Genomic DNA, 22,996 nt, shown 5'->3' on the forward strand with positions numbered 1-22,996 from the left:
CAAGATCGTAGAACTACCGCCGCCTCTGGAAGCGGACGTCGGGCGTGGGATACCAGGCATGGAACGGCGTCACCGCGCCGCGCCCTTGCGCGATCGCGCCGCTTCGATCGGCGGCGGTGGCGTGCCGGATGGGGTCAAGTCCCACACCGCCTGCATCGCCGAGAAGGCGTGCGCGATCATGTCTTCATGACGCCGCGACGCCAGGCAGGCAAAGGAGAGGTCGCAGGTCACCGTCACCTTGTCGGCAATCACGAAATCCCGCTTGCGCGTGACGCGATCCAGGATGCCGTCGCGGGCGAGGCCGAGACAGATGCCGGATTCGACGAAGTCGATCACGGCCTCTTCCTGGTCGGTGAAGGCAACGCGCTTCGGCAGTGCGCCCAGGGTGCGGAAGATATCGTCCGTGAGCCGCCGGTGCGCCGAATGCAGCGGCGTTGCGAGCCATGGCAGGTCGGCGAGGTCGGCCCAGTCCTTGCCCAGAACCCGGTCGCTCCATGCCATCGGCGCGATCACGCGGTAATCGTAGCGCATCAGCGGTGCGAGCCGGAATTTTCCATCGCCGATGCTGCGCTCGGAGTTGGGCGGCGACGCCGACAATCCCGGCGGCGCCGCGTCGATATAATATCCGACATCGAGCTCGCTTTTGCCGATCTGCGTCAGCACGTCGTCGCTGATGCCATAGCGCAGGAACACTTCGGTTTTCTGCAGCGAGGTGGCGAGGCTGCGCACGAACGGTCCAAGCCGGATGAACCCGGGCTCCAGAATGGTGCCGACGCGCAACGTTCCCCGCAGCTGCTCCCGCAGCGAGGCCGCCATCGTCTTGAAATCCGATGAGGCCGATACCGCCTTCTGCGCCAGCGGAAGCAAGGCGGCGCCGGCTTCGGTGAGCGTAAAGCCGCCGGGCGTCCGGTTGAAGAGCAGCAAACCGATGCTTTCTTCCAGGCCCTTGAGCTGCAGGCTGACGGCAGGCTGGGTCAAAGCAAGCAGCGTGGCGGCGCGCGAAACCGAACCTTCACGGGCGATCATGATGAAACAGCGCAGGGCCTGGGTTCGCGGCAGGTCGTTCATTTGAAATGCTTATATACGAAGGCACTCTCAAAAGTAACTGTATTTTATAAATGAAACCCTGCGTTGTTGCCGGGCGGGCATGACCATTGGCCAATGGGCGGGTCAGCGAGCCGGGTCGTCACTCCGGCAGGTTGTTGACCTTGCGCACCCAGGCGCGGACGTCGACGAGCACGTCGGGCAGCACTTCCTTGACGTCCTGCACGGTCATGCCGGCCTTGACCCTGGGATCGTAGAGCAGGTTCAGGATGTACTGGTCGTAGATGTCGAAATAACCCATCGACACATTGTCGTTGAACATGGTCCAGGGCACCGTCGAGGTATCGTTGATCGGTCCCAGCGACTGCAGCAACTCCTCATAGCCGCAATCGAAGAAGACGAAGTCGCCATTGTCGACGGTGAGGATCACGTCGGAATGCTCGATCTCGAATTTCTCGTTCTTGCGAAAACCCGACAGGCATTGCGGATCGAGCGACGAGCGGATCTCTTTCGCTCGTTCGCTGCCGTAGAAGGTGGCGATGGTGCGGTTGAGGTCGCGGTCGCGCACCAGCTTGACCAGCACGTTGGCGTCGTCGTTGCTCGCGGCCATGGCGATGTCGAGGTGCTGAACCTTGGCGGCGATATCGGCGACGATCCTGGCGAGCTGGGCCTTGCGGTCGGGGCGATTGCCGTCGGCGAACACCCGCACCGGCATGTCGTATTTGCGGATGCGGTCGACGCGGCCGGCGAGGTGGTATTCGGCGCCGAACGCGGTCTTGAGAAAGCCTTCGACGATCTCGCTGTCGGTGAAGATCTTCTTCTCGGTGCGCTGACGCTGGGCGACGCCGGGAATTTCGGCCGCCGGAGCGGACAGCGACGAGATCGCGCCAAGCGCGATGGCGGACAGAACGGCCGCGAGGGTTGCCAGAGAGCGGGATCGGCGAGGCGTGCGCATGACGGCGACGCTGCAGCAATCGGAGGGGGCGCGCAAGGATTGATCAGGCCTTTGCGCGTTCGGCTTGCGCCGGGTTCCGCGTTTCGGCGGTCAGTTCTTGACGACGACGGTGGTGCCGACGCCAACGCGGCTATAGAGGTCGGTGACGTCGTCATTGGTCATGCGGAAGCATCCGGACGACACCGCCTGGCCGATCGTCTCGGGCTCGTTGGAGCCGTGGATGCGGTACAGCGTCGATCCCAGATACATCGCGCGCGCGCCGAGCGGATTGTCGATGCCGCCGGCCATGTGCCGCGGCAGGTCGGGCCGCCGCGCCAGCATCTGCGACGGCGGGGTCCAGCTCGGCCATTCCTTCTTCGCGGTGATGCGGTGGGTTCCGCTCCAGCGGAAGCCGTCGCGGCCGACGCCGATGCCGTAACGCAGCGCCTGGCCGTTGCCGAGCACCAGATAGAGCCGCCGTTCGGACGTGCTGATCAAAATGGTGCCGGGCGCGTAATTGCCGGTAAAGTTCACGGTCGTGCGCGGGATCGGGCTCGATCCGCCGCCGCTGCTCTGGAAATTGGGGCCGCCGCCGAGGATGTCGCGCAGATCGAAGCCCTGGGCTTGCGCCTGGCCGGCAGCTGCCAGCATCGTCACCGCCGCAAACAGCAAAGCCAGAACCCGGGTCATTTTCTTCCTCGCGAAAACATCAAATCGACAGGTCGAGACAGGCCATAATTGCCGTGATTTCGCAAGCAACGAGGCCGTGAGCGCGGCATTATCGGCCGCCTGGGTTAAAAAAGGCAACACGCTGGAGGCGATGGCTGCATTGTTCCGCTAAACCTTTGACGAAACGCGTGAAGAATGATTGATCTTCGCGAGCCTAATATAACCAAGCCTTGCAGAACAATGCGGATGGGAGCGAGACCATGAACGGTGCGGAAAGTCTGGTGCGGACATTGGTCGCAGGGGGCGTCGACGTCTGCTTCGCCAACCCCGGCACCTCGGAGATGCACTTCGTCGCCGCGCTGGATCGAGTCGATGGCATGCGCTGCGTGCTCGGCCTGTTCGAGGGTGTCGTGACAGGCGCCGCCGACGGCTATTACCGCATGAAGGGCACGCCGGCTTCGACGCTGCTGCATCTCGGGCCCGGCCTCGCCAACGGCCTTGCCAATCTACACAACGCCAAGAAGGCCAATTCCGGCATCGTCAACATCGTCGGCCAGCACGCGACCTACCATATCGGCTACAATGCGCCGCTGACCTCCGACATCGAGGGGCTGGCGCGGCCGATGTCTTCCTGGGTGCGGACCTCGCCGGACGCAACATCGGTCTCGGCCGACGGCGCTGCGGCGATTGTCGCCGCCAAGAGCGCACCGGCGCAGATCGCCACTCTGATCCTGCCCGCCGACACCGCCTGGAACGAGGCCGACGGCATCGCGCAGGTGCCGGCCGAGAGCCAGCGCGCCAATTATTCGTCGCAGGCCGTCGACAATGCCGCGAAAGTGCTGCGCGCCGGCGGCGGCGAAACGCTGCTGCTGATGACCGGTAGCGCGCTGACCGAGCACGGCCTGGCGTTGGCGGCCCAGATCGCCGGCAAGACCGGCTGCAAGGTGATGGGCCAGACCTACAATCCGCGGATGGCGCGCGGCAAGGGCCGCTTCGCGATCGACCGCATCCCCTATGTGATCGAGCAGGCGCTGCCGATCCTGAAGAACTTCAAGAACATCGTGCTGGTCGAGGCCAACGATCCCGTGGCGTTCTTCGCCTATCCGAACAAGCCGAGCATGCTGAAGCCGCAGGGCTGCGAGGTGCATCGGATGACCACGGGCGCGGAAAATTCCGTCGCCGCACTGGAAGCGCTGGCATCCGCGCTCGGCGCCAAGCCGGCCGACCGCCAGCCGCAAAAGATGGTCGATATTGCCAAGCCGACCGGTGCGCTGACGCACGCCTCGATCGCGCAGGCGATAGCGATGGCGATTCCGGAAAACGCCATCGTGGTCGACGAATCCATCACCACCGGCCGCGGCTTCTTCCCGCCGACGGCGGCCGCCGCCCCGCATGACTGGCTGCAGAACATGGGCGGCTCGATCGGCTTCTCGACCCCGGTCGCGACCGGCGCCGCGGTGGCCTGTCCCGACCGCAAGGTGATCTGCATGGTCGGCGACGGCAGCGCGATGTACACGCTGCAATCGCTGTGGACTCAGGCCCGCGAAGGCCTCAACGTCGTCACGATCGTGTTCGCTAACAAGATCTACCAGATCCTGCGCGGCGAATTCGACGGCGTCGGCGCCGGCGAGCCGGGACAGCGCGCGCTCGACATGCTCAAGATCAACCGTCCCGACCTCGACTTCGTCGCGCTGGCCAAGGGCATGGGCGTGCCGGGCCGCTCGGTCGCCAATGCCGACGATTTCAACAAGGCGCTGGCGGAAGCCATCGCCGAGCCGGGTCCGCGGCTGATCGAAGTGCAGATGTAACAGCGGCCGTCGCCGCCCGCGGAGTGGAGGCGTCATGCAGACCGAACTCAACAAGGTCATCACGGCACTCCACGAATTCTACGCGCGCGAAACCTTTCTGCTCGAAAAGGATCTCGGCGAGCGCACGCTGACCCACCGGCTCGCCGTGCATGTCGAGAGCCAGTTCCCGGGCTGGGAGGTCGACTGCGACTACGACCGGCTCGGCGACCGCACGCTGCGGCTGCCGCACGGCACCATCGTCTCGACCGACGATCACCTCGGAAAATCGGTTTACCCCGACATCGTCGTGCACCAGCGCGCGATCCCCAACAACCTGCTCGCGCTCGAGGTCCGAAAATCAGGCAATCATCAGCCGGTCGAGCACGACCAGCACAAGCTGCGGGCGCTGACCGACCCGCATCTGTGGTTCGCCTACTGGATCGGCGTGTTTGTGACGCTCGGCAAGAAGCAGGTCACGACGGCAGAGGTCTATGCCAGCGGTGTGAAGGACGAGGCCCTGTCGAACTGGTTCGCCGGCCGGCTGAAGGAAGCGGGTTTGAGGGCGGAGTGAGCCTCCCGCCTGCCTCAGTCGGCCGCGTCTTGCCGCCGATTGGACAAATTGTCAGCAAATTGCGGACAAAGCCCGATTCAAACATCCCCTAAGCGTTTTCGAAGAAAGCGCGTCAAAGCGAAAGAGTGGAGCCCGGTTCTGATTCATCAGAACCGATCAGGCTCCAGGGATCGTTGAGTGCGTAAGGGGATATCATGAATTACAGGATCGTCGCGGAACGCGGGAACGAGACCGTGAGGATGGACAGGGCGAGTTCGCTGATGGCGGTCGCCAAAGCGAGGGTGTGGGCCAGCGAAGGCTGGCAGGTTACCATCATCGTTCAGGACCAGGACGAATACGCCGACTCCGAACCGATGGCGCTCGCATCGTGATGTGACCGCCGTCTTTCGGCGGGTAGCGCGAACGAACAAAAAGGCCGCCGACAGGCGGCCTTTATCTTGTCGGCGATCGCCTTCGGGAATCCCGCCTCGCCTCTCGAAGCGAAGCGGTGCTCGGAGGCGCGCAACGCCTCGATCGATTATCGCTGCAGCACGCGCTTGCCGCCTGACATGGACAGCCCAAGCCTGCGGCCGATCAGCAGGCCTGCGACCACCAGCAGGCACCAGACGGGCAGGAAGAACAGCGTCAGGATGCCGGCGTCTTCCGGCTCGGTCTGCAGCAGCCATTTGACGACGCCGATGGGCGCCAGCAATCCGACCGCGCCGCCGGCCAGGCTGGTGATCGCTACCGCGAGTTTCTGAGTGCTCATCATCAGCTATTTTCGCATCAGGACGCGCGCTTCCCGATAGAGATGGGAAAAGCAGATCATCAGCGAGGAGACCAGCACGAAGGTGGCGAAGCTGTCGTAATCGGCTGATGTCAGTGGATTGAACTCGAAGTGCGGCGGCATGAACGCCCACCACACCACGGGAATGGTGAGGAGCACCGCAAAGGTGCCGGCCGGCGCGCCGCCGAGCAGGCTCACCACCAGGATCGCAGGAATGAAGCCGGCGAAGTAGGGCGTGATCCCAAACGACGCCACGATCTCCTGCAGGGTCGCCGCAAACACCACCGCGGCGACCGCGGCCGCGAACGCCGACAGCGACCATGGCTGGAGTCTCGGCAGGTAATCGGTCCGGTAGCGCATCAAATTCCCCCCAATCGGATGCTGAAAGCCGGAGGCTAGCGAAGGAAAAACATAAAGAAAAGCCCCGTGCCGGCCGGGCGGAACCAGAATTTTTCGGAATTTTGCGGGGCGGGCGGTGTCCCGCCGGCGGGATCCGGGAGCAACCAAATGTCCGAAATACGTGACGGAACAACCGTTCCGCTATCTTCTCAACTTCCAGTACTTTGAGAGAGAAACGTCTGGATCCTGGTGGCGAGGATGATCGGCGTTTCCTGCATCGGGTAGTGTCCGCAATTGGCCATCTTCTCGATCTCGGCGTGTGGATAGAGGCCCGGATAGACAGCCCTCACCATGGCTTCGCTGACGCCGTTGTCGTGCTCGCCATAGAGCACCAGCATGGGTGCCGTGACTTTATTTGCCATCGCCGAGTGGTCGTCCTTGATGAATGAATGCATGTAATTTTTGAACGCTGCGGGCGCCGCGGTCTCCCGTGCCCGTCGGAGCATCAGCTGCAGCCAGATTGCCGAGACGCGATTGCCAAGCGAATCGCCCATGATGGCGAGTGCGGCAGCGTCGCTTTCGCATGCCGACGCGAAGAAGCCGAATACCTCATCGTCAAAAGGCAAAGCCGAGGCAGGCACCGGCGTCACGGCAACCACGGATCTTATCCGCGCCGGGGCGTCCATCGCCATCTTCTGAGCCGCCTTGCCGCCCATGGAATGGCCGATCACGTGAAATTCCCGCCAGCCAAGCTGGTCGGCGAGCGCGATGCCATCCGCGGCGACTTCGTTGATCGAGAATGCGCCGGCGACGTCGCGCGAATGGCCGTAACCGCGGATATCAACAAAGGCGTAAGTGTAAAGGTCGCGGTCGAGCGCATCGAACATCGGGGTGAATACGCGATGATCCCAAAACCACCCATGGATCACCAGAACCTTCGCAGGACCGTTGCCGATCGTCATATGCCAAACCATTCCGGCTCACTCCCTTGGTGATTGAGCGTCGCCGTGCTCAGGGCTTGTCGGCGACCGCGAAGACCTCCCGGCAGGCCGCGACGCCGTTGATCGCGGCCGCGACGCCGACAAATGGCGCGAGCTGCATCATGATTTCGACCAGCTCCTCCCGCGTCACGCCACAGCGAAGGGCTCCGCCGATATGCGTTCGCAACTGCGGCGCCGCGGTGCCGAGTGTCGCCAGCGCGGCGACGGTCACGATCTGCCGCGTGCGCAAATCAAGTGTCGGGCTTTGGTAGATCTCGCCATAAATTGTTTCGAGCACGTAGGTTGCAAGTTGCGGTGCAACATCGCCGAGTGATCGCTCGACCTGTTCCGGTGTCTGGCCGAGAACCTCGCCGATCTTTTGCGCACCACGCGATCGGCGCGAGGAGTCTGAACGCATGGTGATTTCCCTCCGTCCGCGCCCGAGCTACAGTGAACCCGATCGGCAATAAAAAAATAGAATGGTGATCGATCTGTATGGCCGTTGTTTGTGGCCGTCAAGAAAACGACCTGCGAATGGCTTCGCGAGCAAGGGGGAGTGATGCGAGGGGGAATGATGTTTGACAATTTTCTCAAAACCGCCGCGCTGTGCCTGGCTGTGGCGGTAGGCGTTATTGCCGGTGGCGCCGCCGCGGCGGCAACCTATCCGGCACAACCGATCAAGATTGTCGTCGGCTTTGGACCAGCCTCCGCGGCGGACATCCTCACGCGGCTTATCGGCAAGCGGATGGAGGTCAAGCTCGGCCAGCCCGTCATCGTCGAAAACCGGGCCGGAAACAGCAGCATGATCGGGGCCGAAGCCGTCGCGCGAGCGCCGGCAGACGGATATACGCTGTTCACGGCGACGATCGCCAACACGCTCAACCCGGCGCAAACAAAATCCGATTTCGACCTTGGTAAGATGCTCGCGCCGATCGCCCTTCTTGGCGTCGTGCCCAATGTGCTGGTGGCGCATCCCTCCGTACCGGCTTCAAATTTGAGCGAGCTGATCGCGCTGGCGAAGAGCAGGCCGGAAACGCTCACTTTCGGTTCGTCGGGCGCAGGAACGGCCAGCCACATGGCCGCGGAGTTGTTCAACGAAAAGGCCGGCACCAGCGTCGTGATCGTGCCGTACCAGGGAGGAAGCAATCAGGCCGTCAGCGATCTGCTCGCCGGGCGCATCGCGCTGATGTTCAATGTGGCGGCAACGCTTGCGCCGCATGTCGAGGCCGGAAAGCTGAAAGCGTTCGCCGTCGCCCAATCGCGGCGCGCGACCATCATGCCTGATGTACCAACCCTCGCCGAAGCGGGAATGAGTGAATACGACGCGGGAGTCTGGATCGGTCTTCTTGCCCCGGCGGGAACGCCATCTGCCATCATTGATCGGCTTTCAATCGCGGCAAACGAGGCGTTGAAGGACGAGGAAGTCCAGCGGGCCTTGAAGTTGCAAGGCACCGATCCGGTTGGCAGCACGCCGAAAGAGTTTGCCGATTTCATCCGTGCCGATGTCGAGAAATGGAAGGCGGCTTTTGCAGCGGTCGATGCCAGGAAGTAGTCGGACGCGGTCGTTCGCGGGTTTGGGTGCAGCGCGGCCAATGACAGGAAATACCGGATGACTACGGGGGTGGCCGGATTGGCTTTCATCTTCGTGGGTAATCAACGAAGCTTCAATGATTGGACCGGAGATTCGCGCTTGGCTCGGATTTGAAACGCGAATCGGCGTCGAACCGGTACTCGCTCATGGAGGAATGGATGCCCAGGCACTTCGGTTTGAAGGCGACATCGGAAGCCGAACGCGCGGGATCGATCAGGGTGTCCGATCCCACACCGGCCTTGGCGGCACCAGCCGCTGTATTGACCGGCCTTTCTCCGAACCCCTCTCCGGAATCAGAGCTCGCTTCACCGGGCCTGGCGCTGCCGTTCTCGCCGGCGAGCTGGCGGGGCTGTCACGGGCGGCGATCCATCTCGGCGAACTGAACCAGGTTGAACATTCTCATGTGAGGTCGCGATTGCAGGGGACGTCAGGCATTTGCTTTTCTTCAGGCGTTTAGTCATGCGCCGAAAAACCATCCCCACCAGAAGGATGATGGTCTCCGCCATCTATCGACGGGCCGGGGCCGTAAACATTAGCCCCAAGGCCGGACGTCTTCTTTCGACGCGGCCATGCCAACGCCATTCCGCCCGCAACTACTAGGGACAACACGATCACCGCAATCCAATGAGAAATCATGTCTTTGGCCCCGAGTGCTTTATGCTTTGGTCGGTGGCTCCGATGCTCAGTTTAAAATTTTCGGTCAGGTGCTTTAACACCGTGTAGCGTTTCCCGACGCTCTTCCGACCAAACAAGGCTCTTGAATGCGGACCTGCGTAGTGAAGCTGACACATCTGCTCTCTCCGCCCGCCACTTCAAGAGCGAAATCTGCCCGTTCAGTTCCGGCAGCGTCAGTTTCGCAACTTCCTCATCGGTAGTCGCTATGGCGGATCGTTTTCCCATGCGGCAATCTCACTAGCATAGACAACCTGACGGCGAACTGAACCAAAAATCCGGAAATGTCTGAATTTGGCACATCTCGGACACATGCCGCGATGTCCGACTTGGGTGTGCGCCGTGGAAAGGCGGCGCTTTCCAGTGGGTGTAAGTCCCACCCGGCAACCGCTCCAGCCGGAAGCAACCGGAGCAGTCATGGAGGTAACAAAGTGGCTGAAGCCTTCGGTATGCGTGTCACGAATTGGTGACAGCGCGAGTGTGCAGGCCGTAACGCGAGTAAACGCCGAGCAAACCTCGAAAAGGACGATGCGCAGGCCGACCCGACCACTCTTTCGGGGAAGGCTGATACGGTTGGGTGCAAGAGCGAATTAATACTCCCAGCCGCTGCGCCGGGGTAGTGGCGACGGCATGTACACAAGGAAAGCGTACGCAACACGGGAAGCCCCATGGCGTGGCCAGCGATGACCAACCGAACGCCCGCGAGGGACAGGTCGGGCGCCTTGGGGTGGCGGAGAGGTTCGCAGTACCGCTGAAGCCGGGTAACGCCGGTGGAGGGAAGGGACCTCAGTTCAAGACAGACGCAACAAGTAGTGAGGGATTTGGAGATTGGGTAACCTATCAACTCCGAAAACTGTTCAGAAACTGCAGAAGGCGTTGCACGCGAAAGCGAAGGCAGAAGCCGGCTATCGGTTCTATGCCCTGTACGACAAGATCAGCCGCGAGGACATTCTGGCCCATGCCTATGCCCAGTGCCGCTCCAACAAGGGCGCACCGGGTGTGGACGGTCAAGACTTTGCGGATATCGATGCGTATGGCGTAGGGCGATGGCTTGGCGAACTGGCGCTTGCGCTCCGGGAGGAAAGCTACCGACCGGATCCTATCAGAAGAGTGTTCATCCCGAAGGCCAACGGCAAGCTCAGGCCGCTGGGCATCTCGACCGTGCGGGATCGGGTCTGCATGACGGCAGCGATGCTGGTGCTGGAACCGATCTTCGAAGCCGACCTTCCACCCGAACAGTACGCGTACCGTCCTGGGCGAAATGCCCAGCAGGCGGTAATTGAGGTGGACCGGCTGCTGTTCCGAGGCCATCCGGAAGTCGTTGACGCCGACCTCGCGGACTACTTCGGGAGCATCCCCCATGCCGAACTACTAAAGTCGGTAGCGCGCCGGATTGTTGATCGGCGCGTGCTGCATCTGATCAAGATGTGGCTGGAATGCCCCGTAGAAGAAACCGATGATCGAGGAAGGAAGACACGCACGACCGAAGCCCGGGACAACCGGCGAGGCATCCCGCAAGGGTCACCCATCTCCCCACTACTGGCGAATATTTACATGCGCCGGTTTGTGCTGGGATGGAATATGCTCGGGTTGGAGCAAAGCCTCGGCTCTCGTATCGTGACCTACGCCGACGATCTCGTGATCCTGTGTCGGAGAGGCAAAGCCGAAGAAGCCTTGCAGCAACTGCGCAAGATCATGAGCAAGCTGAAGCTCACGGTCAACGAGGAGAAGACACGAATCTGCAGGGTTCCGGAAGGTGAGTTCGACTTCTTGGGCTACACGTTCGGACGGATGTTCTCAGAGAGAACCGGCCAGGCGCGCCTGGGATACCGGCCATCGAAGAAGAGCATCAAGCGCATGGTTGAGAAAATCCACGCACTGACAGACCGAACGGGGACATGGCAAGAAACCACAAAGCTGGTGGGCAAGGTGAACCGCACGCTGCGCGGATGGTCGAACTACTTCCAAGTAGGCACTGTCAGCAAGGCGTATCGGGCACTCGATAGCTACACCGCGATGCGGTTGCGCCGGTGGTTGCGCATCAAGCACAAGGTCAGGCGACGCAAGGGCGGGACCTATCCACTCCCGCATCTCTACGGGCACTTCGGGCTCGTACGGCTGAGCATGCTTGGGCACGACGTGCCGTGGGTGAAGGCGTGACGTTTTGTCCGAGAGCCGGATGCGGGAAATCCGCCTGTCCGGTTCGATGAGCGGAGTGTGAAAACGGGGCCATGGTCGAACCAGTAAGGCACCGCCAAACGAAAGGGGCGGAAACAGATATGTTCGAACCTAAAACTACCGCGTCACACTTCGACTCTACCAGCCATGTGCAGCAAAGCGGACCCGGCTAAGGCCGCTTCAGTTTGTAACCGCGCTCAGCAGCATCCTTTCGCGCGCGGCGCCGTACAGCATCGCCGATCCAAGCCAGCGCAGCCATCAGACAGCTTCGTAGGGGGTGTCCCGTTGCGAAACAGCAAACCTTGGCACGGGGTGTGCAGAGGCACCTGTACCGGGATTTTGCATTACCCTCCCGGGGCTGGAAAGCCGCCGCCCGCGACAGTTTTAAGCGGGCGGCGTTTTTGCTTCCGATCAGTGGGGTTCAGGAGCTTCGGAGAACCGCTGCCTGTGGCGGGTGTGGATAAGGCGGTGGCGATCAGTACCTGGAAGCTGGTAATTGCGCGCCCCCGCGATGGCCCCAGTGTCGTGTGAATCCAGCAAGTGCAGCGGGACGAGACGAGAACAAATTCCACGGATTTTCCACGGATTGATCTGCGCGGTTCGTGGATCGTTCCGTCGTGAACAGTCGAATAGGTCTGGTGAGCGACGGAGAAAGCCTCATAAAACAGCGGCTTTCTGGTGGGCGCACAAGGGATCGAACCTTGGACCTCTCCCGTGTGAAGGGAACGCTCTCCCGCTGAGCTATGCGCCCGGGAATTTTGGCCCGAAATGAGGGCCGTCAGAGCCCGCGATTTACGTTTTGCGGACCCATGGTGTCAAGCCAGCATACGGGTCGGGGCAGGGGAATTACGCCCCCTGCTGGCGGGCGCGGGAGGCGTGGGATTGCAGGGCGCGGATGCGTTCGGCCAGCGTCCCGCCGCCTTCGGAAGGGCCGACGGGGGCGGCGGCGCCGTTGCCGGCAATGTCGTTGGCGGGTTTTGTGGGGGTTTTGGGCGCCGCCGGTTCCGCGGCCAGCATGGCCTCGATCGCCGAATTCGGCCCCTCGAGCTGCATCGCGAGCTTGGCGACCTCGGCGGCGATGTCGTTGATGCGCTCGCGCAGCAGCGCATTTTCCATGCGCTCGGTGGCCCAGGAGCTTTCGGCCTGCTGCTGGATCGCGTTGATGTCGCGCTGCAGCTTGGCGCGTTCGTCGCGTGCGATACCAAGCTGTTCTTCGACGGCGGCCTTTTCGTTGCGCAATTTCTCGATCGCCGCCGAACTGGCGCCGCTCGACGATGTCGTCGCGACCTCGTTGCGAAGGTCCATCATGATGCGCTCGGCGGCCGCGTTGGCCTGCTTGAGCTGGTTGTTTTCATACTCGCGCTCGGCCAACAGCTTGCCCTGGGTGGCGAGGCGGGATTCCAGATCGTTGACGCGGTTGCCGAGCATCTCGGCTTCCTTGACCTGGACGATCAGCTGCCGGTCGAGGTCGGTGACGCGCTGGCTCAGATTTTCGACACGTCCGCGCGCATCCGTCAGTTCGCGCGTCACGTTTTCGGATTCGGTTCGTTCCTGCGCGAGCCGGGCTTGGGTTGCCGAAAATTCCTTTTCGGCATCGCCGACGCGGCCCTTCAGTTCCTCGATCTGCGTGCGCACCGCGACCAGTTCGACCTGGCGGCTGTCCGCCATCATCGAGCGGTCGGACAACTCATGATTGATTTTGGCGAGTTCGGCCTGCTTGTCGGTCAGCGCCGCTTCGGCGCCGCGCAGCATCTCGGTCTTGGCCGCGAATTCCTCTTCGGTGGCGCGCAACTGTTCCTTCATCGCCTTCTCGCGCGCTTCGAGCGAGAAGATCGTGGCGTTCTTTTCGCCGAGCTCGATCTTCATGCGATTGATCGCGTCGGATTTCTTGCCGAGTTCGGCGAGCTGGCTGGAGGTCTTGTTGCGGAGCTGATCGACGCTCATCTCGAGCCGGCGCGCCGACATCGCGAATTCCGCGCGCAACTGGTCCTTGTCGGCCTGGATCTCGGCCATCGACAGCGGAGTCGCAGCCTCGAGCCGCCGGGTCGTCAGCCGCACCGCGCGGTTATGCACCAGCGGCACGATCATCAGGCCAAACAGCATCGAGACCAGAAAACCGATCGCCAGATACATGATCGGTTCGATCATAGACGGTCACTCCACACCAAAAGGAATTGTTAAGCACAATGCCATGGCGGACCGGCCAAAGGCCAGCCCCATGCCGCGTTAACCTGAATTGGCAAGCCAAGAATCGACAAGCATGCGCACGTCAGCGCAAGCGAAGGCGTGCGCCAACAGGCTCAGAACGGGTTCCAGGTCGCGCGCGGGGTATATTTGAGATAGCCGACATTGGCGCCGAGCCGCAGTCCGATGCCGGAACGGATCGGAACCAGCACGATGTTGTTGGCGGTCAGCGCGGTCATGCCGAAACCGCCGACGATATAGGCAGAGCCGTCGACGCCGACGAAGCGCTGATAGATCGCGTTGGTGGCGGGCAGGTTGTAGACCAGCGTCATGGTGCGCGCGCCATCGCCGCCCCAGTCGAAGCCGACCGACGGTCCCTGCCAGTACACCCTGAGGTCGCCGGCGTTCTTGGTGTAGAGCGTGCCTTCGCCGTATCGGAGCCCGGCGACAAAAGCGCCGCTGCCTTCCTCGCCGAGCACGTAGCCATTGGGCAGGCCCCATTGGCTGACCGCGCGCTCGATGATCGAGGCCAGGCCACGCGAGACGTTGCCGAAGAACTTGTGCCCGGCACCGACCAGCTCGTCCGGCCCGAAGGTTGCGGGGCCTTGCTGCTGTTGCGGCGGCGGCAAAGGCTGCGGTTGCGCCTGCTGCGCGAGAGCCGGCATGGCCCAGCACATCAGCGCGGCCAACGTCACCGCGGCAAGGCGTGAAGCAAAAATCATCAAAGAACCCCTGGTATCGAAATTCTGGCCGCCGTCCCTTAACCTGACGCCAACATGCACGGCTCTAGGTTGCGTCCAGTGTCCCCTCGACTCGTCTGTTATCGGTATCAACTATGACGGCACAACGGCAGGAAAGATACGGTTGGCGCCCCGGAATGGCCTTTTTTGCGCTGTTGGCGGGCTTTTTGGCGGCTTTCGGCGTCGATTTCGCTGCTGACGCCGCGACCACCGAACGGGTGGTGGTGAACCGCTATTCCGGCCTTGCGATCGAGGGTTTTGATCCCGTGGCCTATTTCACCGAATCGCTGGCCACCCAGGGGCTACCCGATTTCGAGGCCGCCGAGTCCGGTGCGGTCTGGCGCTTCCGCAACGAGGGCAACCGGGCCTCCTTTGTCTCCCATCCCGAGGTCTACGGCCCGCGGTTCGGCGGCTACGATCCGGTCGATGTCGGGCGAGGGGTGACCTATGCCGGCAACCCGCGGATCTGGCTGATCGTCGATCGGCGGCTGTTTCTGTTCGGCCGCGAGGACAGCCGTGACGCTTTCGCGGCCAATCCGGCGCGTTTCCTCAAAGACGCGGACGCGCGCTGGCCGGCGCTGGAAGAGGGGCTTTCGCAGTAATCAGCCCGGTCTTGTAGCCCGGATGAGCCAACGGGTCGTGCGAATGCGCGCCCGATGACAGGCTCCGCGAAATCCGGGACAAAGCCGGACGAATTCGACAGCCGCCCTCGTGTTACCACCGGCCCCGGGTGTCGCTTCGCTCACCCGGGCTACGAAGTGTTCAACCCACCGCCGCCGGATCGCCCCAGGCGATGAACTCCGGAATGATGAAATCCTCGCGCCCAGCACCGAATCTCAGGGCGGCGCCATTGGAATCGGTGATCTTGCCGCCGGCCGCGGTGACCACCGCATGGCCGGCCCCGACATCCCATTCGCAGGTCGGCGACAGGCGGGGATAGATGTCGACCATGCCTTCGGCCACCCGGCCGAATTTGACGGCGGAACCCAGTTCGGACCGGACCGCGCCCGGCCGCCCCGCAATAAAGGCTTCGGTCCTGGGATCGCCATGCGAGCGGCTGACCGCCACCGTCCACGGCGCGCCGCGCGGCGGGCAAGGGCGGGTGTGAATCGGCTGTATCTGTGGCGCGCCGTTGCCAAGCGTCAGCCGCTCGGCGCCACGGCCGACGATGCCGCGCCAGATCAGCCCCAGCGCCGGCGCGCTGACGATGCCCAGCAGCGGCGTGCCTGATGTCACCAGCGCCAGATTGACGGTGAATTCGTTGCGGCCGGCGACGAATTCCTTGGTGCCGTCGAGCGGGTCGATCAGGAAGAAGCTGTCCTTGAACGGCAACCGCGCCTCGCGGGCGCGCTCCTCGGAAAGCGAGGGTATATCGGGCGCCAGCCGCGCCAGGCCTTCGGCGATGATGCGGTCGGCCGCGAGGTCGGCCTCCGTTACCGGCGATCCATCGCTCTTGCCGTCGACCTTCATGTAGCTGCGGTTGACGGCCAGAATGGCGGCGCCGGCCGCTATCACCAGGTCGGTCAGCGGCTCCATCAGCGCGGCAGCGGCCTCGCCATCGACGACAAGCGGGCGTGCCTCATTCATGAGCGGGGCCCATTTGCTGTTCGTCCTCCGTACCCGTGATCGCCCCGTGCTGGCAGCACGCGGCTGCGCGGTGTATCACACCAGCAAGCAAGCGTGATTCGTAACAGTCCGCGACTCCAGCGGTTTTCCAGGAACATATGATGTCTGGCACTTCGTCTCCCGGTCCGGCTCCCGACGCCCTCGAACTTGCGGCGCTATTGTGTTCGCGGGTTTGTCACGATCTCATCAGTCCAGTTGGCGCCATCGTCAATGGGCTTGAAGTTCTCGACGACAATCCGAAGCCCGAAGATCGCGATTTCGCGCTCGATTTGATCCGCAAGAGCGCCAAGACCGCTTCGGCACGGTTGCAGTTCTGCCGCCTGGCCTTTGGCGCGGCGGGATCGGCGGGCGCGCAGATCGATCTCGGCGACGCCCAGAACATGGCGCGGGGCCACATCGAGGACGGCAAGATCACCATCACCTGGAATCTGCCGCGCCTGCTGCTGCCGAAGAATCGGGTCAAGCTGCTCCTGAACATGCTGATCATTGCCCAGCAGACCATCCCGCGCGGCGGCACGCTGACGATCGACCCGATCGGCGACGGCGAGACCATGAGCTTTCGTGTGACGTCGGCCGGTCTCAATGCCCGCGTGCCGCAGAATATCGCCGACCTCGTCAGCGCCAGTTCGACCGCGTCGATCGATGCGCATGCGGTGCAGCCTTATTATACGCGGCTGCTGGCGCAGGCCTGCGGGTTGAGCGTGACGCTCGCACTCGACGGCGAAAAGGTGGTGGTGACCGCGTCCTAAAGCGTTTTCGAGTGAAGCATGCCCTCGGACTTGATCCGTGGGTGGATACCGGTTCACGTCAAGAAAACGCGTCAAAAACAAAAGACTGAGCGCACCACCTCGCCCATTTCGTTAATCAAAGGTTGACGACAGGCCGCGGGATTCCTTGCCGCGGTCTTATCTCTTTGTTGAGCCCGTTCTTTTCCATTTGCTCAACCAATATTAAACGCTTTGCATAGAAGCTGGCCAAGTTCCGTCTGGGTACGTCGATGTCGCGTGCCGGTGCGTGCGAAGGCCAGTTTCATGGATGATTTGTTGCGGGAGTTCCTGACCGAGACCAGCGAGAGCCTGGATACGGTCGATAATCAGTTGGTGCGGTTCGAGCAGGACCCGACTGACGCCAAGATACTGGATAACATCTTCCGCCTGGTTCACACCATCAAGGGCACCTGCGGCTTCTTAGGACTGCCGCGGCTCGAAGCGCTGGCCCATGCCGGCGAGACCCTGATGGGCAAATTCCGCGACGGCATGCCGGTGACGGCCGGCGCCGTGACGCTGATCCTGTCCTCGATCGACCGCATCAAGGAAATCCTCGCCGGCCTCGAAGCCACCGAGACCGAGCCGGAAGGCACCGACGAAGACCTGATCGAAAAACTGCACGCGATGGCCGAAGGCAAGCATGCCGCGGTTCCGGTGGTCGCCGCACCCCCGGTTGCACCCGCGGCGCCCGCGGTCGCGCAGGGCACGCTGGTCGAGCAGGTGCTGGAACGCCCGTTGCGTCCCGGCGAAGTCTCGCTCGACGACCTCGAACGCGCCTTCCGCGAGACCGCCATCGAAGTCGCGCCGCCCGCGCCTGCGCCCGCACCCGCACCGGTCGTCAAGGCCGCCGAGCCGGAGACGGCCCCCGAGCCGCGCGCCAAAGCCAAGCCGTCGAAGAAGGCGGTCGCCGCCGAGACCGACGTCCAGGAAGCCGACAAAATCGCCAACCAGTCGATCCGCGTCAACGTGGACACGCTGGAACACCTGATGACCATGGTCTCCGAGCTGGTGCTGACCCGCAACCAGTTGCTCGAGATCTCCCGCCGCAACGAGGACACCGAGTTCAAGGTGCCGCTGCAGCGGCTCTCCAACGTCACCGCCGAACTGCAGGAAGGCGTCATGAAGACGCGGATGCAGCCGATCGGCAACGCCTGGCAAAAGCTGCCCCGCATCGTCCGCGACCTCTCGGGCGAACTCGGCAAGCAGATCGAGCTGGAGATGCACGGCGCCGACACCGAGCTGGACCGCCAGGTGCTCGACCTGATCAAGGATCCGTTGACGCACATGGTGCGCAACTCCGCCGACCACGGTCTGGAGACGCCGGCCGAACGTGCCGCCGCCGGCAAGCCCGAGCAGGGCACCATCCGCCTCTCCGCCTACCATGAAGGCGGCCACATCATCATCTGCATCGCCGACAACGGCCGCGGGCTCAACACCGAGCGGATCAAGGCCAAGGCCGTTCAGAACGGTCTGGTCTCCGAGTCCGATCTGGAGAAGATGACCGAAGCCCAGATCCACAAGTTCATCTTCGCGCCGGGCTTCTCCACCGCCGCCGCCGTCACCTCGGTCTCCGGCCGCGGCGTCGGCATGGACGTGGTGCGCACCAATATCGACCAGATCGGCGGCACCATCGACATCAAGTCGGTGGCCGGCGAGGGCTCTTCCGTCACCATCAAGATCCCGCTGACGCTGGCCATCGTCTCGGCCCTGATCGTGGAAGCCGCCGGCGACCGCTTTGCGATCCCGCAGCTGTCGGTGGTCGAGCTGGTTCGCGCCCGCGCCAACTCCGAACACCGCATCGAGCGCATCAAGGACACCGCCGTGCTCAGGCTGCGCAACAAGCTGTTGCCGCTGATGCACCTGAAGAAGCTGTTGAAGATCGACGACGGCTCCTCGTCCGACCCCGAGAACGGTTTTATCGTGGTCACTCAAGTGGGCAGCCAGACCTTCGGCATCGTGGTCGACGGCGTGTTCCACACCGAAGAGATCGTGGTCAAGCCGATGTCGACCAAACTGCGGCACATCGACATGTTCTCCGGCAACACCATTCTGGGTGACGGCGCCGTGATCATGATCATCGACCCCAACGGCATTGCCAAGGCGCTCGGCGCGGCAGGCTCCGCCTCGCGCGAGCTCGCCGACGAGCATGCCGCGGCGCACGCCTCCTCGGGCGAGCAACTGACCTCGCTGTTGGTGTTCCGCGCCGGCTCCAATCAGCCCAAGGCGGTGCCGCTCGGGTTGGTGACCCGTCTGGAAGAGATCGCCACCGACAAGATCGAACTCTCGAACGGCCGCTACATGGTGCAGTACCGCGAGCAGCTGATGCCGCTGGTGCAGATGGACGGGGTCACGGTCCAGACCTCGGGCTCGCAGCCGATCCTGGTGTTCGCCGACGACGGCCGCTCGATGGGGCTCGTGGTCGACGAGATCATCGACATCGTCGAGGAGCGGCTGCACATCGAGGTGGCGGGCTCGCAGTCCGGCATCCTGGGTTCGGCCGTGATCAAGGGCCAGGCCACCGAAGTGATCGACGTCGGCCACTTCCTCCCGATGGCGTTCGCCGACTGGTTCTCACGCAAGGAGATGCGGCCCTCGATGTCGGCGCAGTCGGTGCTGCTGGTCGACGACTCGGCGTTCTTCCGCAACATGCTGGCGCCGGTGCTGAAAGCCGCCGGCTACCGGGTCCGGGTCGCCCCCAACGCCCAGGAAGGCCTCACCGCGCTGCGCTCGGGCCAGACCTTCGACGTGGTGCTGACCGACATCGAGATGCCCGACATGAACGGGTTCGAGTTCGCCGAAGTGATCCGCGCCGACCAGCATCTGAGTTCGATGCCGATCATCGCTTTGTCCTCGATGGTGTCGCCGGCGGCGATCGAGCGCGGCCGGCAGGCCGGCTTCCACGACTACGTCGCCAAGTTCGACCGTCCCGGCCTGATCGCGGCGCTGAAGGAACAGACCGCCGCCCCCGAGATCAGGCACGCGGCTTAAGGGCAATAGATCATGACAACGACCAAGACCGAGACCATCGAGGGCACCGTGGCCGAATACGTCACCGCGGTGATCGGCGGGCAATTGTTCGGCCTGCCGATCTCCCGCGTCCAGGACGTGTTCATGCCGGAACGGCTGACGCGGGTGCCGCTGTCGTCGGCGGAGATCGCGGGCGTGCTCAATTTGCGCGGCCGCATCGTCACCGTGGTCGACATGCGCGCCCGGCTCGGCCTGCCGAAGAACGAAGACGGCAAGCCGCCGATGGCGGTCGGCGTCGACCTGCGCGGCGAGTCCTACGGCCTCTTGATCGACCAGATCGGGGAGGTTCTGAGACTCCGCGACGACAGCCGCGAGGAAAATCCCGTCAACCTCGATCCCCGCATGGCCAAGCTCGCCGGCGGCGTCCACCGGCTCGACGGCCAGCTCATGGTCGTCCTCGACGTCGATCGCGTCCTCGAAATCGTGCCTGACTTGATGGCGGCATAACAAGCAAGCTGCGAAACGAACCTGGAACGGAAACGTCCCTTTCTAAGGGATTGGGAAGTAGAGGGCAGAAAAATGAGAACATGTCTGGTCGTCGATGACTCAAGCGTCATTCGAAAGGTCGCGCGCCGCATTCTGGAAGGTCTCGATTTCCAGATCATCGAAGCCGAGGATGGCGAGAAGGCGCTGGAAGCCTGCAAACGTGCCATGCCCGAGGCGGTACTGCTCGACTGGAACATGCCCGTGATGGACGGCTACGAATTCCTCGGCAATCTGCGCCGCATGCCCGGCGGCGACGCCCCCAAGGTGGTGTTCTGCACCACCGAGAACGACGTCGCGCATATCGCGCGCGCGCTGCATGCCGGCGCCAACGAATACATCATGAAGCCGTTCGACAAGGACATCGTGACCGCGAAGTTCCAGGAAGTCGGACTGATCTGATCCTTATGCTTGCGATCCGGCGGCCGAACGGCCTCCGGTTTTGTTTTGTTGATTGTACCTCGTGGCGTTTCGGTGAAGTAATGAGTATTGCGTTGACAAGTCCTGCGGCCCCCACGTCGACACGCCAGGAAAAGCTGCGCGTGATGGTGGTCGATGACTCCGTCGTGATCCGCGGCATGATTTCGCGGTGGATCGGTGCGGAGCCGGACATGGAGGTTGCCGCCTCCCTGCGCACCGGTCTCGACGCCGTCAACCAGATCGAGCGGGTCAACCCCGACGTCGCCGTGCTCGATATCGAAATGCCGGAGCTCGACGGCATCTCCGCGCTGCCGCAACTGCTGGCGAAGAAGCGCAACCTCATTATCATCATGGCGTCGACGCTGACCCGCCGCAACGCGGAGATCAGCTTCAAGGCGCTTTCGCTCGGCGCGTCCGATTACATTCCGAAGCCGGAAAGCACGCGCGAGGCCGGCGCGGCCGATATCTTTCACCACGACCTGATTCAGAAGATCCGCCATCTCGGCGCCAAGGTCCGCCGCACCGTATCGCATGCGAGCCCGTCCCTGGCCCCGGTTCTTGCGCGCGAGGCCACGGCCCGTCCGGCGGCAGCGCCGGTGGCGCAGACGCAATTGATGCGCCGGCCGTTCGGTATGCTGGCGCCGCGCGTGCTCCTGATCGGCTCATCGACCGGCGGTCCGCAGGCCTTGATGTCGCTGGTCACGGAAATCGGCCCGGTGATCGACCGCTTTCCCGTGCTGATCACCCAGCACATGCCGCCGACCTTCACCACGATTCTCGCCGAGCATCTGGCGCGTTCCAGCCGCCGTCCGGCCCGTGAAGCCGTCGACGGCGAGATCGTCAGGGCCGGGCAGATCTATCTGGCGCCGGGTGGCCGCCACATGCGCGTCGTGCGCCACGGCGCCGACGCCGCGATCGCGCTCGACGACGGTCCGCCGGTGAATTTCTGCAAGCCCGCGGTCGATCCGCTGTTCACCTCGGCGATCGATGTCTGGCAGGGCGGCGTCATGTCGGTGATCCTGACCGGCATGGGTTCCGACGGCATGCGCGGCGGCAAGGACATCGTCGCTGCCGGCGGCAGCGTGATCGCCCAGGACGAGGCCACCAGCGTGGTGTGGGGCATGCCGGGCGCCGCCGCCAATGCCGGCATTTGCGCCGCCATCCTTCCGCTCAATCAGATCGCGCCGAAACTGATCCGACTGTTTTCGGGAGATCGTTCGTGACGCCTCTGGACTATGAGTATCTGCGCAAGCTTCTGAAAGAGCGTTCCGGACTGGACCTGTCGGCTGACAAGCAATATCTGGTGGAAAGCCGCCTGGCGCCGCTGGCGCGCCGGTCGGGTCTGCCGGGCATTGCCGAACTGGTCTCGAAAATGAAGAGCGGCGCCGAGCCGCTGGTCGCCGAAGTGGTCGAGGCGATGACCACCAACGAGACGTTCTTCTTCCGCGACAAGGTGCCGTTCGATCATCTGAAGGAAGCGGTGCTTCCGGCGCTGGCGCAGGCGCGCGCGGCCCGCCGTGCTTTGCGGATCTGGTGCGCGGCTTCCTCGACCGGGCAGGAGCCGTATTCGATCGCGATGTGCCTGAAGGAAGCCGGTGCGATGTTGTCGGGTTGGCGGACCGAGATCGTCGCGACCGATCTCTCGCTCGGCGTGCTGGAAAAAGCCAGAGCCGGCGTCTTCAGCCAGTTCGAAGTGCAGCGCGGCCTGCCGATCCAGATGCTGGTGAAGTATTTCACGCAGAACGGCGAGCTGTGGCAGCTCAATGCCGACATCCGCAGCATGGTGCAGTTTCGCCAGCTCAATCTGCTGCAGGATTTCTCCCATCTCGGCACGTTCGACATCATCTTCTGCCGCAACGTCCTGATCTATTTCGACCAGGCCACCAAGATCAACATCTTCGACCGGATGTCGCGCATGATCGAGCCCGACGGCGTGCTGGCGCTGGGCGCGGCCGAGTCGGTGGTCGGCATCACCAACGCGTTCAAGCCGTTTCCGGACCGGCGCGGACTTTATTGCTCGAACGTCACGCCGGCCGCGCGCGGCGGCGTTGCGTCGCTCGGGCTCAGGGCCGTCGCATCCGCGGCGCGTTGATTTCTTCCGGTTCTTACGACATCGAGACTGGTACTACTCCTTTGTTTTGACGCGTTTTCTTTACGCGAACCGACGTCCACCCACGGATCAAGTCCGAGGGCATGCTTCGCTCGAAAATGCTATGGC

General features: G+C 63.1%; 22 protein-coding genes and 1 tRNA gene. 12 read left to right on the forward strand and 11 right to left on the reverse strand.

The genetic code is table 11. From position 1 onward, the window contains the following. Positions 1–69: 69 nt before the first annotated feature. From BLR13_RS23910 to BLR13_RS23920, 3 genes are all read right to left on the reverse strand, one after another. Positions 70–1,068 carry a LysR family transcriptional regulator gene (locus BLR13_RS23910; RefSeq protein ID WP_074818917.1) on the reverse strand — a complete coding sequence of 333 codons (999 nt, stop codon included), beginning with the start codon at positions 1,066–1,068 and terminating at the stop codon, positions 70–72. 118 nt (positions 1,069–1,186) lie between these two features. Continuing rightward, entirely contained in the window at positions 1,187–1,999 is an 813-nt protein-coding gene (locus BLR13_RS23915; RefSeq protein ID WP_074818915.1) for a DUF2927 domain-containing protein, read from the reverse strand. 90 nt (positions 2,000–2,089) lie between these two features. Beyond that, positions 2,090–2,668, reverse strand: coding sequence for a L,D-transpeptidase (locus BLR13_RS23920; RefSeq protein ID WP_074818912.1), 579 nt, complete (start codon positions 2,666–2,668; stop codon positions 2,090–2,092). A gap of 239 nt (positions 2,669–2,907) precedes the next feature. On the opposite strand from BLR13_RS23920, the gene BLR13_RS23925 reads away from it, so the two are divergent. The 3 genes from BLR13_RS23925 to BLR13_RS41130 all read left to right on the forward strand — a co-directional run bounded on the left by BLR13_RS23925 (position 2,908) and on the right by BLR13_RS41130 (position 5,376). Further along, entirely contained in the window at positions 2,908–4,455 is a 1,548-nt protein-coding gene (locus tag BLR13_RS23925; RefSeq protein ID WP_074831173.1) for an acetolactate synthase large subunit, read from the forward strand. Between the two features lie 34 nt (positions 4,456–4,489). Beyond that, on the forward strand, positions 4,490–5,005 hold the full coding sequence (locus BLR13_RS23930; RefSeq protein WP_074818909.1) for a hypothetical protein: 516 nt from the start codon (positions 4,490–4,492) through the stop codon (positions 5,003–5,005). A 194-nt stretch (positions 5,006–5,199) separates the two neighbouring features. Continuing rightward, positions 5,200–5,376 carry a hypothetical protein gene (locus tag BLR13_RS41130; protein WP_171944941.1) on the forward strand — a complete coding sequence of 59 codons (177 nt, stop codon included), beginning with the start codon at positions 5,200–5,202 and terminating at the stop codon, positions 5,374–5,376. A gap of 146 nt (positions 5,377–5,522) precedes the next feature. Here the strand turns inward: BLR13_RS41130 and BLR13_RS23935 are convergent, their stop codons facing one another. From BLR13_RS23935 to BLR13_RS23950, 4 genes are all read right to left on the reverse strand, one after another. Beyond that, positions 5,523–5,756: a hypothetical protein gene (locus BLR13_RS23935; protein WP_074818906.1), complete on the reverse strand. Its 234-nt coding sequence runs from the start codon at positions 5,754–5,756 to the stop codon at positions 5,523–5,525. A 3-nt stretch (positions 5,757–5,759) separates the two neighbouring features. Continuing rightward, positions 5,760–6,131 (reverse strand): DUF4118 domain-containing protein, encoded by a 372-nt coding sequence (locus BLR13_RS23940; RefSeq protein WP_074818903.1) that lies wholly within the window; start codon positions 6,129–6,131, stop codon positions 5,760–5,762. 188 nt (positions 6,132–6,319) lie between these two features. Next, positions 6,320–7,084, reverse strand: a complete 765-nt coding sequence (locus tag BLR13_RS23945) for an alpha/beta fold hydrolase (protein ID WP_074818899.1) — start codon at positions 7,082–7,084, stop codon at positions 6,320–6,322. Positions 7,085–7,121: 37 nt separating this feature from the next. Beyond that, complete coding sequence (locus BLR13_RS23950) at positions 7,122–7,508, reverse strand: carboxymuconolactone decarboxylase family protein (RefSeq protein WP_074818894.1); 387 nt, start codon at positions 7,506–7,508, stop codon at positions 7,122–7,124. Positions 7,509–7,661: 153 nt separating this feature from the next. On the opposite strand from BLR13_RS23950, the gene BLR13_RS23955 reads away from it, so the two are divergent. Together BLR13_RS23955 and ltrA are read left to right on the forward strand one after the other, a co-directional pair. After that, positions 7,662–8,642, forward strand: a complete 981-nt coding sequence (locus BLR13_RS23955; protein WP_157793714.1) for a tripartite tricarboxylate transporter substrate binding protein — start codon at positions 7,662–7,664, stop codon at positions 8,640–8,642. A 1,539-nt stretch (positions 8,643–10,181) separates the two neighbouring features. Next, complete coding sequence (gene ltrA / locus BLR13_RS23960; RefSeq protein ID WP_143039567.1) at positions 10,182–11,513, forward strand: group II intron reverse transcriptase/maturase; 1,332 nt, start codon at positions 10,182–10,184, stop codon at positions 11,511–11,513. 694 nt (positions 11,514–12,207) lie between these two features. Here the strand turns inward: ltrA and BLR13_RS23965 are convergent. From BLR13_RS23965 to BLR13_RS23975, 3 genes are all read right to left on the reverse strand, one after another. After that, a tRNA-Val gene (locus BLR13_RS23965) sits at positions 12,208–12,282 on the reverse strand. Between the two features lie 95 nt (positions 12,283–12,377). Further along, positions 12,378–13,679 (reverse strand): hypothetical protein, encoded by a 1,302-nt coding sequence (locus BLR13_RS23970; protein ID WP_074818887.1) that lies wholly within the window; start codon positions 13,677–13,679, stop codon positions 12,378–12,380. A gap of 152 nt (positions 13,680–13,831) precedes the next feature. Continuing rightward, positions 13,832–14,437: a DUF1134 domain-containing protein gene (locus tag BLR13_RS23975; protein ID WP_074818884.1), complete on the reverse strand. Its 606-nt coding sequence runs from the start codon at positions 14,435–14,437 to the stop codon at positions 13,832–13,834. Positions 14,438–14,592: 155 nt separating this feature from the next. Here BLR13_RS23975 and BLR13_RS23980 point away from each other — a divergent pair, with 155 nt between their 5' ends. Further along, complete coding sequence (locus BLR13_RS23980; protein WP_074818882.1) at positions 14,593–15,057, forward strand: YHS domain-containing (seleno)protein; 465 nt, start codon at positions 14,593–14,595, stop codon at positions 15,055–15,057. Between the two features lie 160 nt (positions 15,058–15,217). Here the strand turns inward: BLR13_RS23980 and BLR13_RS23985 are convergent, their stop codons facing one another. Further along, positions 15,218–16,042, reverse strand: a complete 825-nt coding sequence (locus tag BLR13_RS23985) for a 3'(2'),5'-bisphosphate nucleotidase CysQ family protein (protein WP_074818879.1) — start codon at positions 16,040–16,042, stop codon at positions 15,218–15,220. A gap of 140 nt (positions 16,043–16,182) precedes the next feature. Between BLR13_RS23985 and chpT the strand changes: the two genes are divergently transcribed. The 6 genes from chpT (at position 16,183) to BLR13_RS24015 (ending at position 22,870) form a co-directional block, all read left to right on the forward strand. Further along, a complete protein-coding gene (gene chpT / locus BLR13_RS23990; RefSeq protein WP_074831172.1) occupies positions 16,183–16,830 on the forward strand; it encodes a histidine phosphotransferase ChpT in 648 nt (215 codons plus the stop codon). Between the two features lie 282 nt (positions 16,831–17,112). Then, the gene (locus BLR13_RS23995; protein WP_074818876.1) at positions 17,113–19,836 is read left to right on the forward strand and encodes a hybrid sensor histidine kinase/response regulator; all 2,724 of its coding nucleotides are present in this window, start codon (positions 17,113–17,115) and stop codon (positions 19,834–19,836) included. A 12-nt stretch (positions 19,837–19,848) separates the two neighbouring features. Further along, a complete protein-coding gene (locus BLR13_RS24000; protein ID WP_074818873.1) occupies positions 19,849–20,322 on the forward strand; it encodes a chemotaxis protein CheW in 474 nt (157 codons plus the stop codon). A gap of 72 nt (positions 20,323–20,394) precedes the next feature. Continuing rightward, the gene (locus BLR13_RS24005; RefSeq protein WP_074818870.1) at positions 20,395–20,760 is read left to right on the forward strand and encodes a response regulator; all 366 of its coding nucleotides are present in this window, start codon (positions 20,395–20,397) and stop codon (positions 20,758–20,760) included. A gap of 80 nt (positions 20,761–20,840) precedes the next feature. Continuing rightward, positions 20,841–22,001: a protein-glutamate methylesterase/protein-glutamine glutaminase gene (locus BLR13_RS24010; protein WP_074818867.1), complete on the forward strand. Its 1,161-nt coding sequence runs from the start codon at positions 20,841–20,843 to the stop codon at positions 21,999–22,001. After that, positions 21,998–22,870, forward strand: a complete 873-nt coding sequence (locus BLR13_RS24015) for a CheR family methyltransferase (RefSeq protein WP_074818865.1) — start codon at positions 21,998–22,000, stop codon at positions 22,868–22,870. Before BLR13_RS24010 ends, BLR13_RS24015 begins: the two co-directional genes overlap by 4 nt. Positions 22,871–22,996 lie beyond the last annotated feature (126 nt).

This window comes from Bradyrhizobium ottawaense, assembly GCF_900099825.1.
Classification (GTDB): domain Bacteria; phylum Pseudomonadota; class Alphaproteobacteria; order Rhizobiales; family Xanthobacteraceae; genus Bradyrhizobium; species Bradyrhizobium ottawaense_A.

Bases quoted from the DNA above. Each gene is read 5' to 3' on its own strand.
- BLR13_RS23975 (WP_074818884.1), bottom strand. From the start codon at position 14,437: ATGATTTTTGCTTCACGCCTTGCCGCGGTGACGTTGGCCGCGCTGATG.
- BLR13_RS23935 (WP_074818906.1), bottom strand. From the start codon at position 5,756: ATGATGAGCACTCAGAAACTCGCGGTAGCGATCACCAGCCTGGCCGGC.
- BLR13_RS23970 (WP_074818887.1), bottom strand. From the start codon at position 13,679: ATGATCGAACCGATCATGTATCTGGCGATCGGTTTTCTGGTCTCGATG.
- BLR13_RS23955 (WP_157793714.1), top strand. From the start codon at position 7,662: ATGATGTTTGACAATTTTCTCAAAACCGCCGCGCTGTGCCTGGCTGTG.
- chpT (WP_074831172.1), top strand. From the start codon at position 16,183: ATGTCTGGCACTTCGTCTCCCGGTCCGGCTCCCGACGCCCTCGAACTT.
- BLR13_RS24010 (WP_074818867.1), top strand. From the start codon at position 20,841: ATGAGTATTGCGTTGACAAGTCCTGCGGCCCCCACGTCGACACGCCAG.
- BLR13_RS41130 (WP_171944941.1), top strand. From the start codon at position 5,200: ATGAATTACAGGATCGTCGCGGAACGCGGGAACGAGACCGTGAGGATG.
- BLR13_RS23915 (WP_074818915.1), bottom strand. From the start codon at position 1,999: ATGCGCACGCCTCGCCGATCCCGCTCTCTGGCAACCCTCGCGGCCGTT.
- BLR13_RS23940 (WP_074818903.1), bottom strand. From the start codon at position 6,131: ATGCGCTACCGGACCGATTACCTGCCGAGACTCCAGCCATGGTCGCTG.
- BLR13_RS24005 (WP_074818870.1), top strand. From the start codon at position 20,395: ATGAGAACATGTCTGGTCGTCGATGACTCAAGCGTCATTCGAAAGGTC.
- BLR13_RS23950 (WP_074818894.1), bottom strand. From the start codon at position 7,508: ATGCGTTCAGACTCCTCGCGCCGATCGCGTGGTGCGCAAAAGATCGGC.
- BLR13_RS23980 (WP_074818882.1), top strand. From the start codon at position 14,593: ATGGCCTTTTTTGCGCTGTTGGCGGGCTTTTTGGCGGCTTTCGGCGTC.
- BLR13_RS23930 (WP_074818909.1), top strand. From the start codon at position 4,490: ATGCAGACCGAACTCAACAAGGTCATCACGGCACTCCACGAATTCTAC.
- BLR13_RS23995 (WP_074818876.1), top strand. From the start codon at position 17,113: ATGGATGATTTGTTGCGGGAGTTCCTGACCGAGACCAGCGAGAGCCTG.
- BLR13_RS23925 (WP_074831173.1), top strand. From the start codon at position 2,908: ATGAACGGTGCGGAAAGTCTGGTGCGGACATTGGTCGCAGGGGGCGTC.
- BLR13_RS24000 (WP_074818873.1), top strand. From the start codon at position 19,849: ATGACAACGACCAAGACCGAGACCATCGAGGGCACCGTGGCCGAATAC.
- BLR13_RS23985 (WP_074818879.1), bottom strand. From the start codon at position 16,042: ATGAATGAGGCACGCCCGCTTGTCGTCGATGGCGAGGCCGCTGCCGCG.
- BLR13_RS23910 (WP_074818917.1), bottom strand. From the start codon at position 1,068: ATGAACGACCTGCCGCGAACCCAGGCCCTGCGCTGTTTCATCATGATC.
- BLR13_RS23920 (WP_074818912.1), bottom strand. From the start codon at position 2,668: ATGACCCGGGTTCTGGCTTTGCTGTTTGCGGCGGTGACGATGCTGGCA.
- BLR13_RS23945 (WP_074818899.1), bottom strand. From the start codon at position 7,084: ATGGTTTGGCATATGACGATCGGCAACGGTCCTGCGAAGGTTCTGGTG.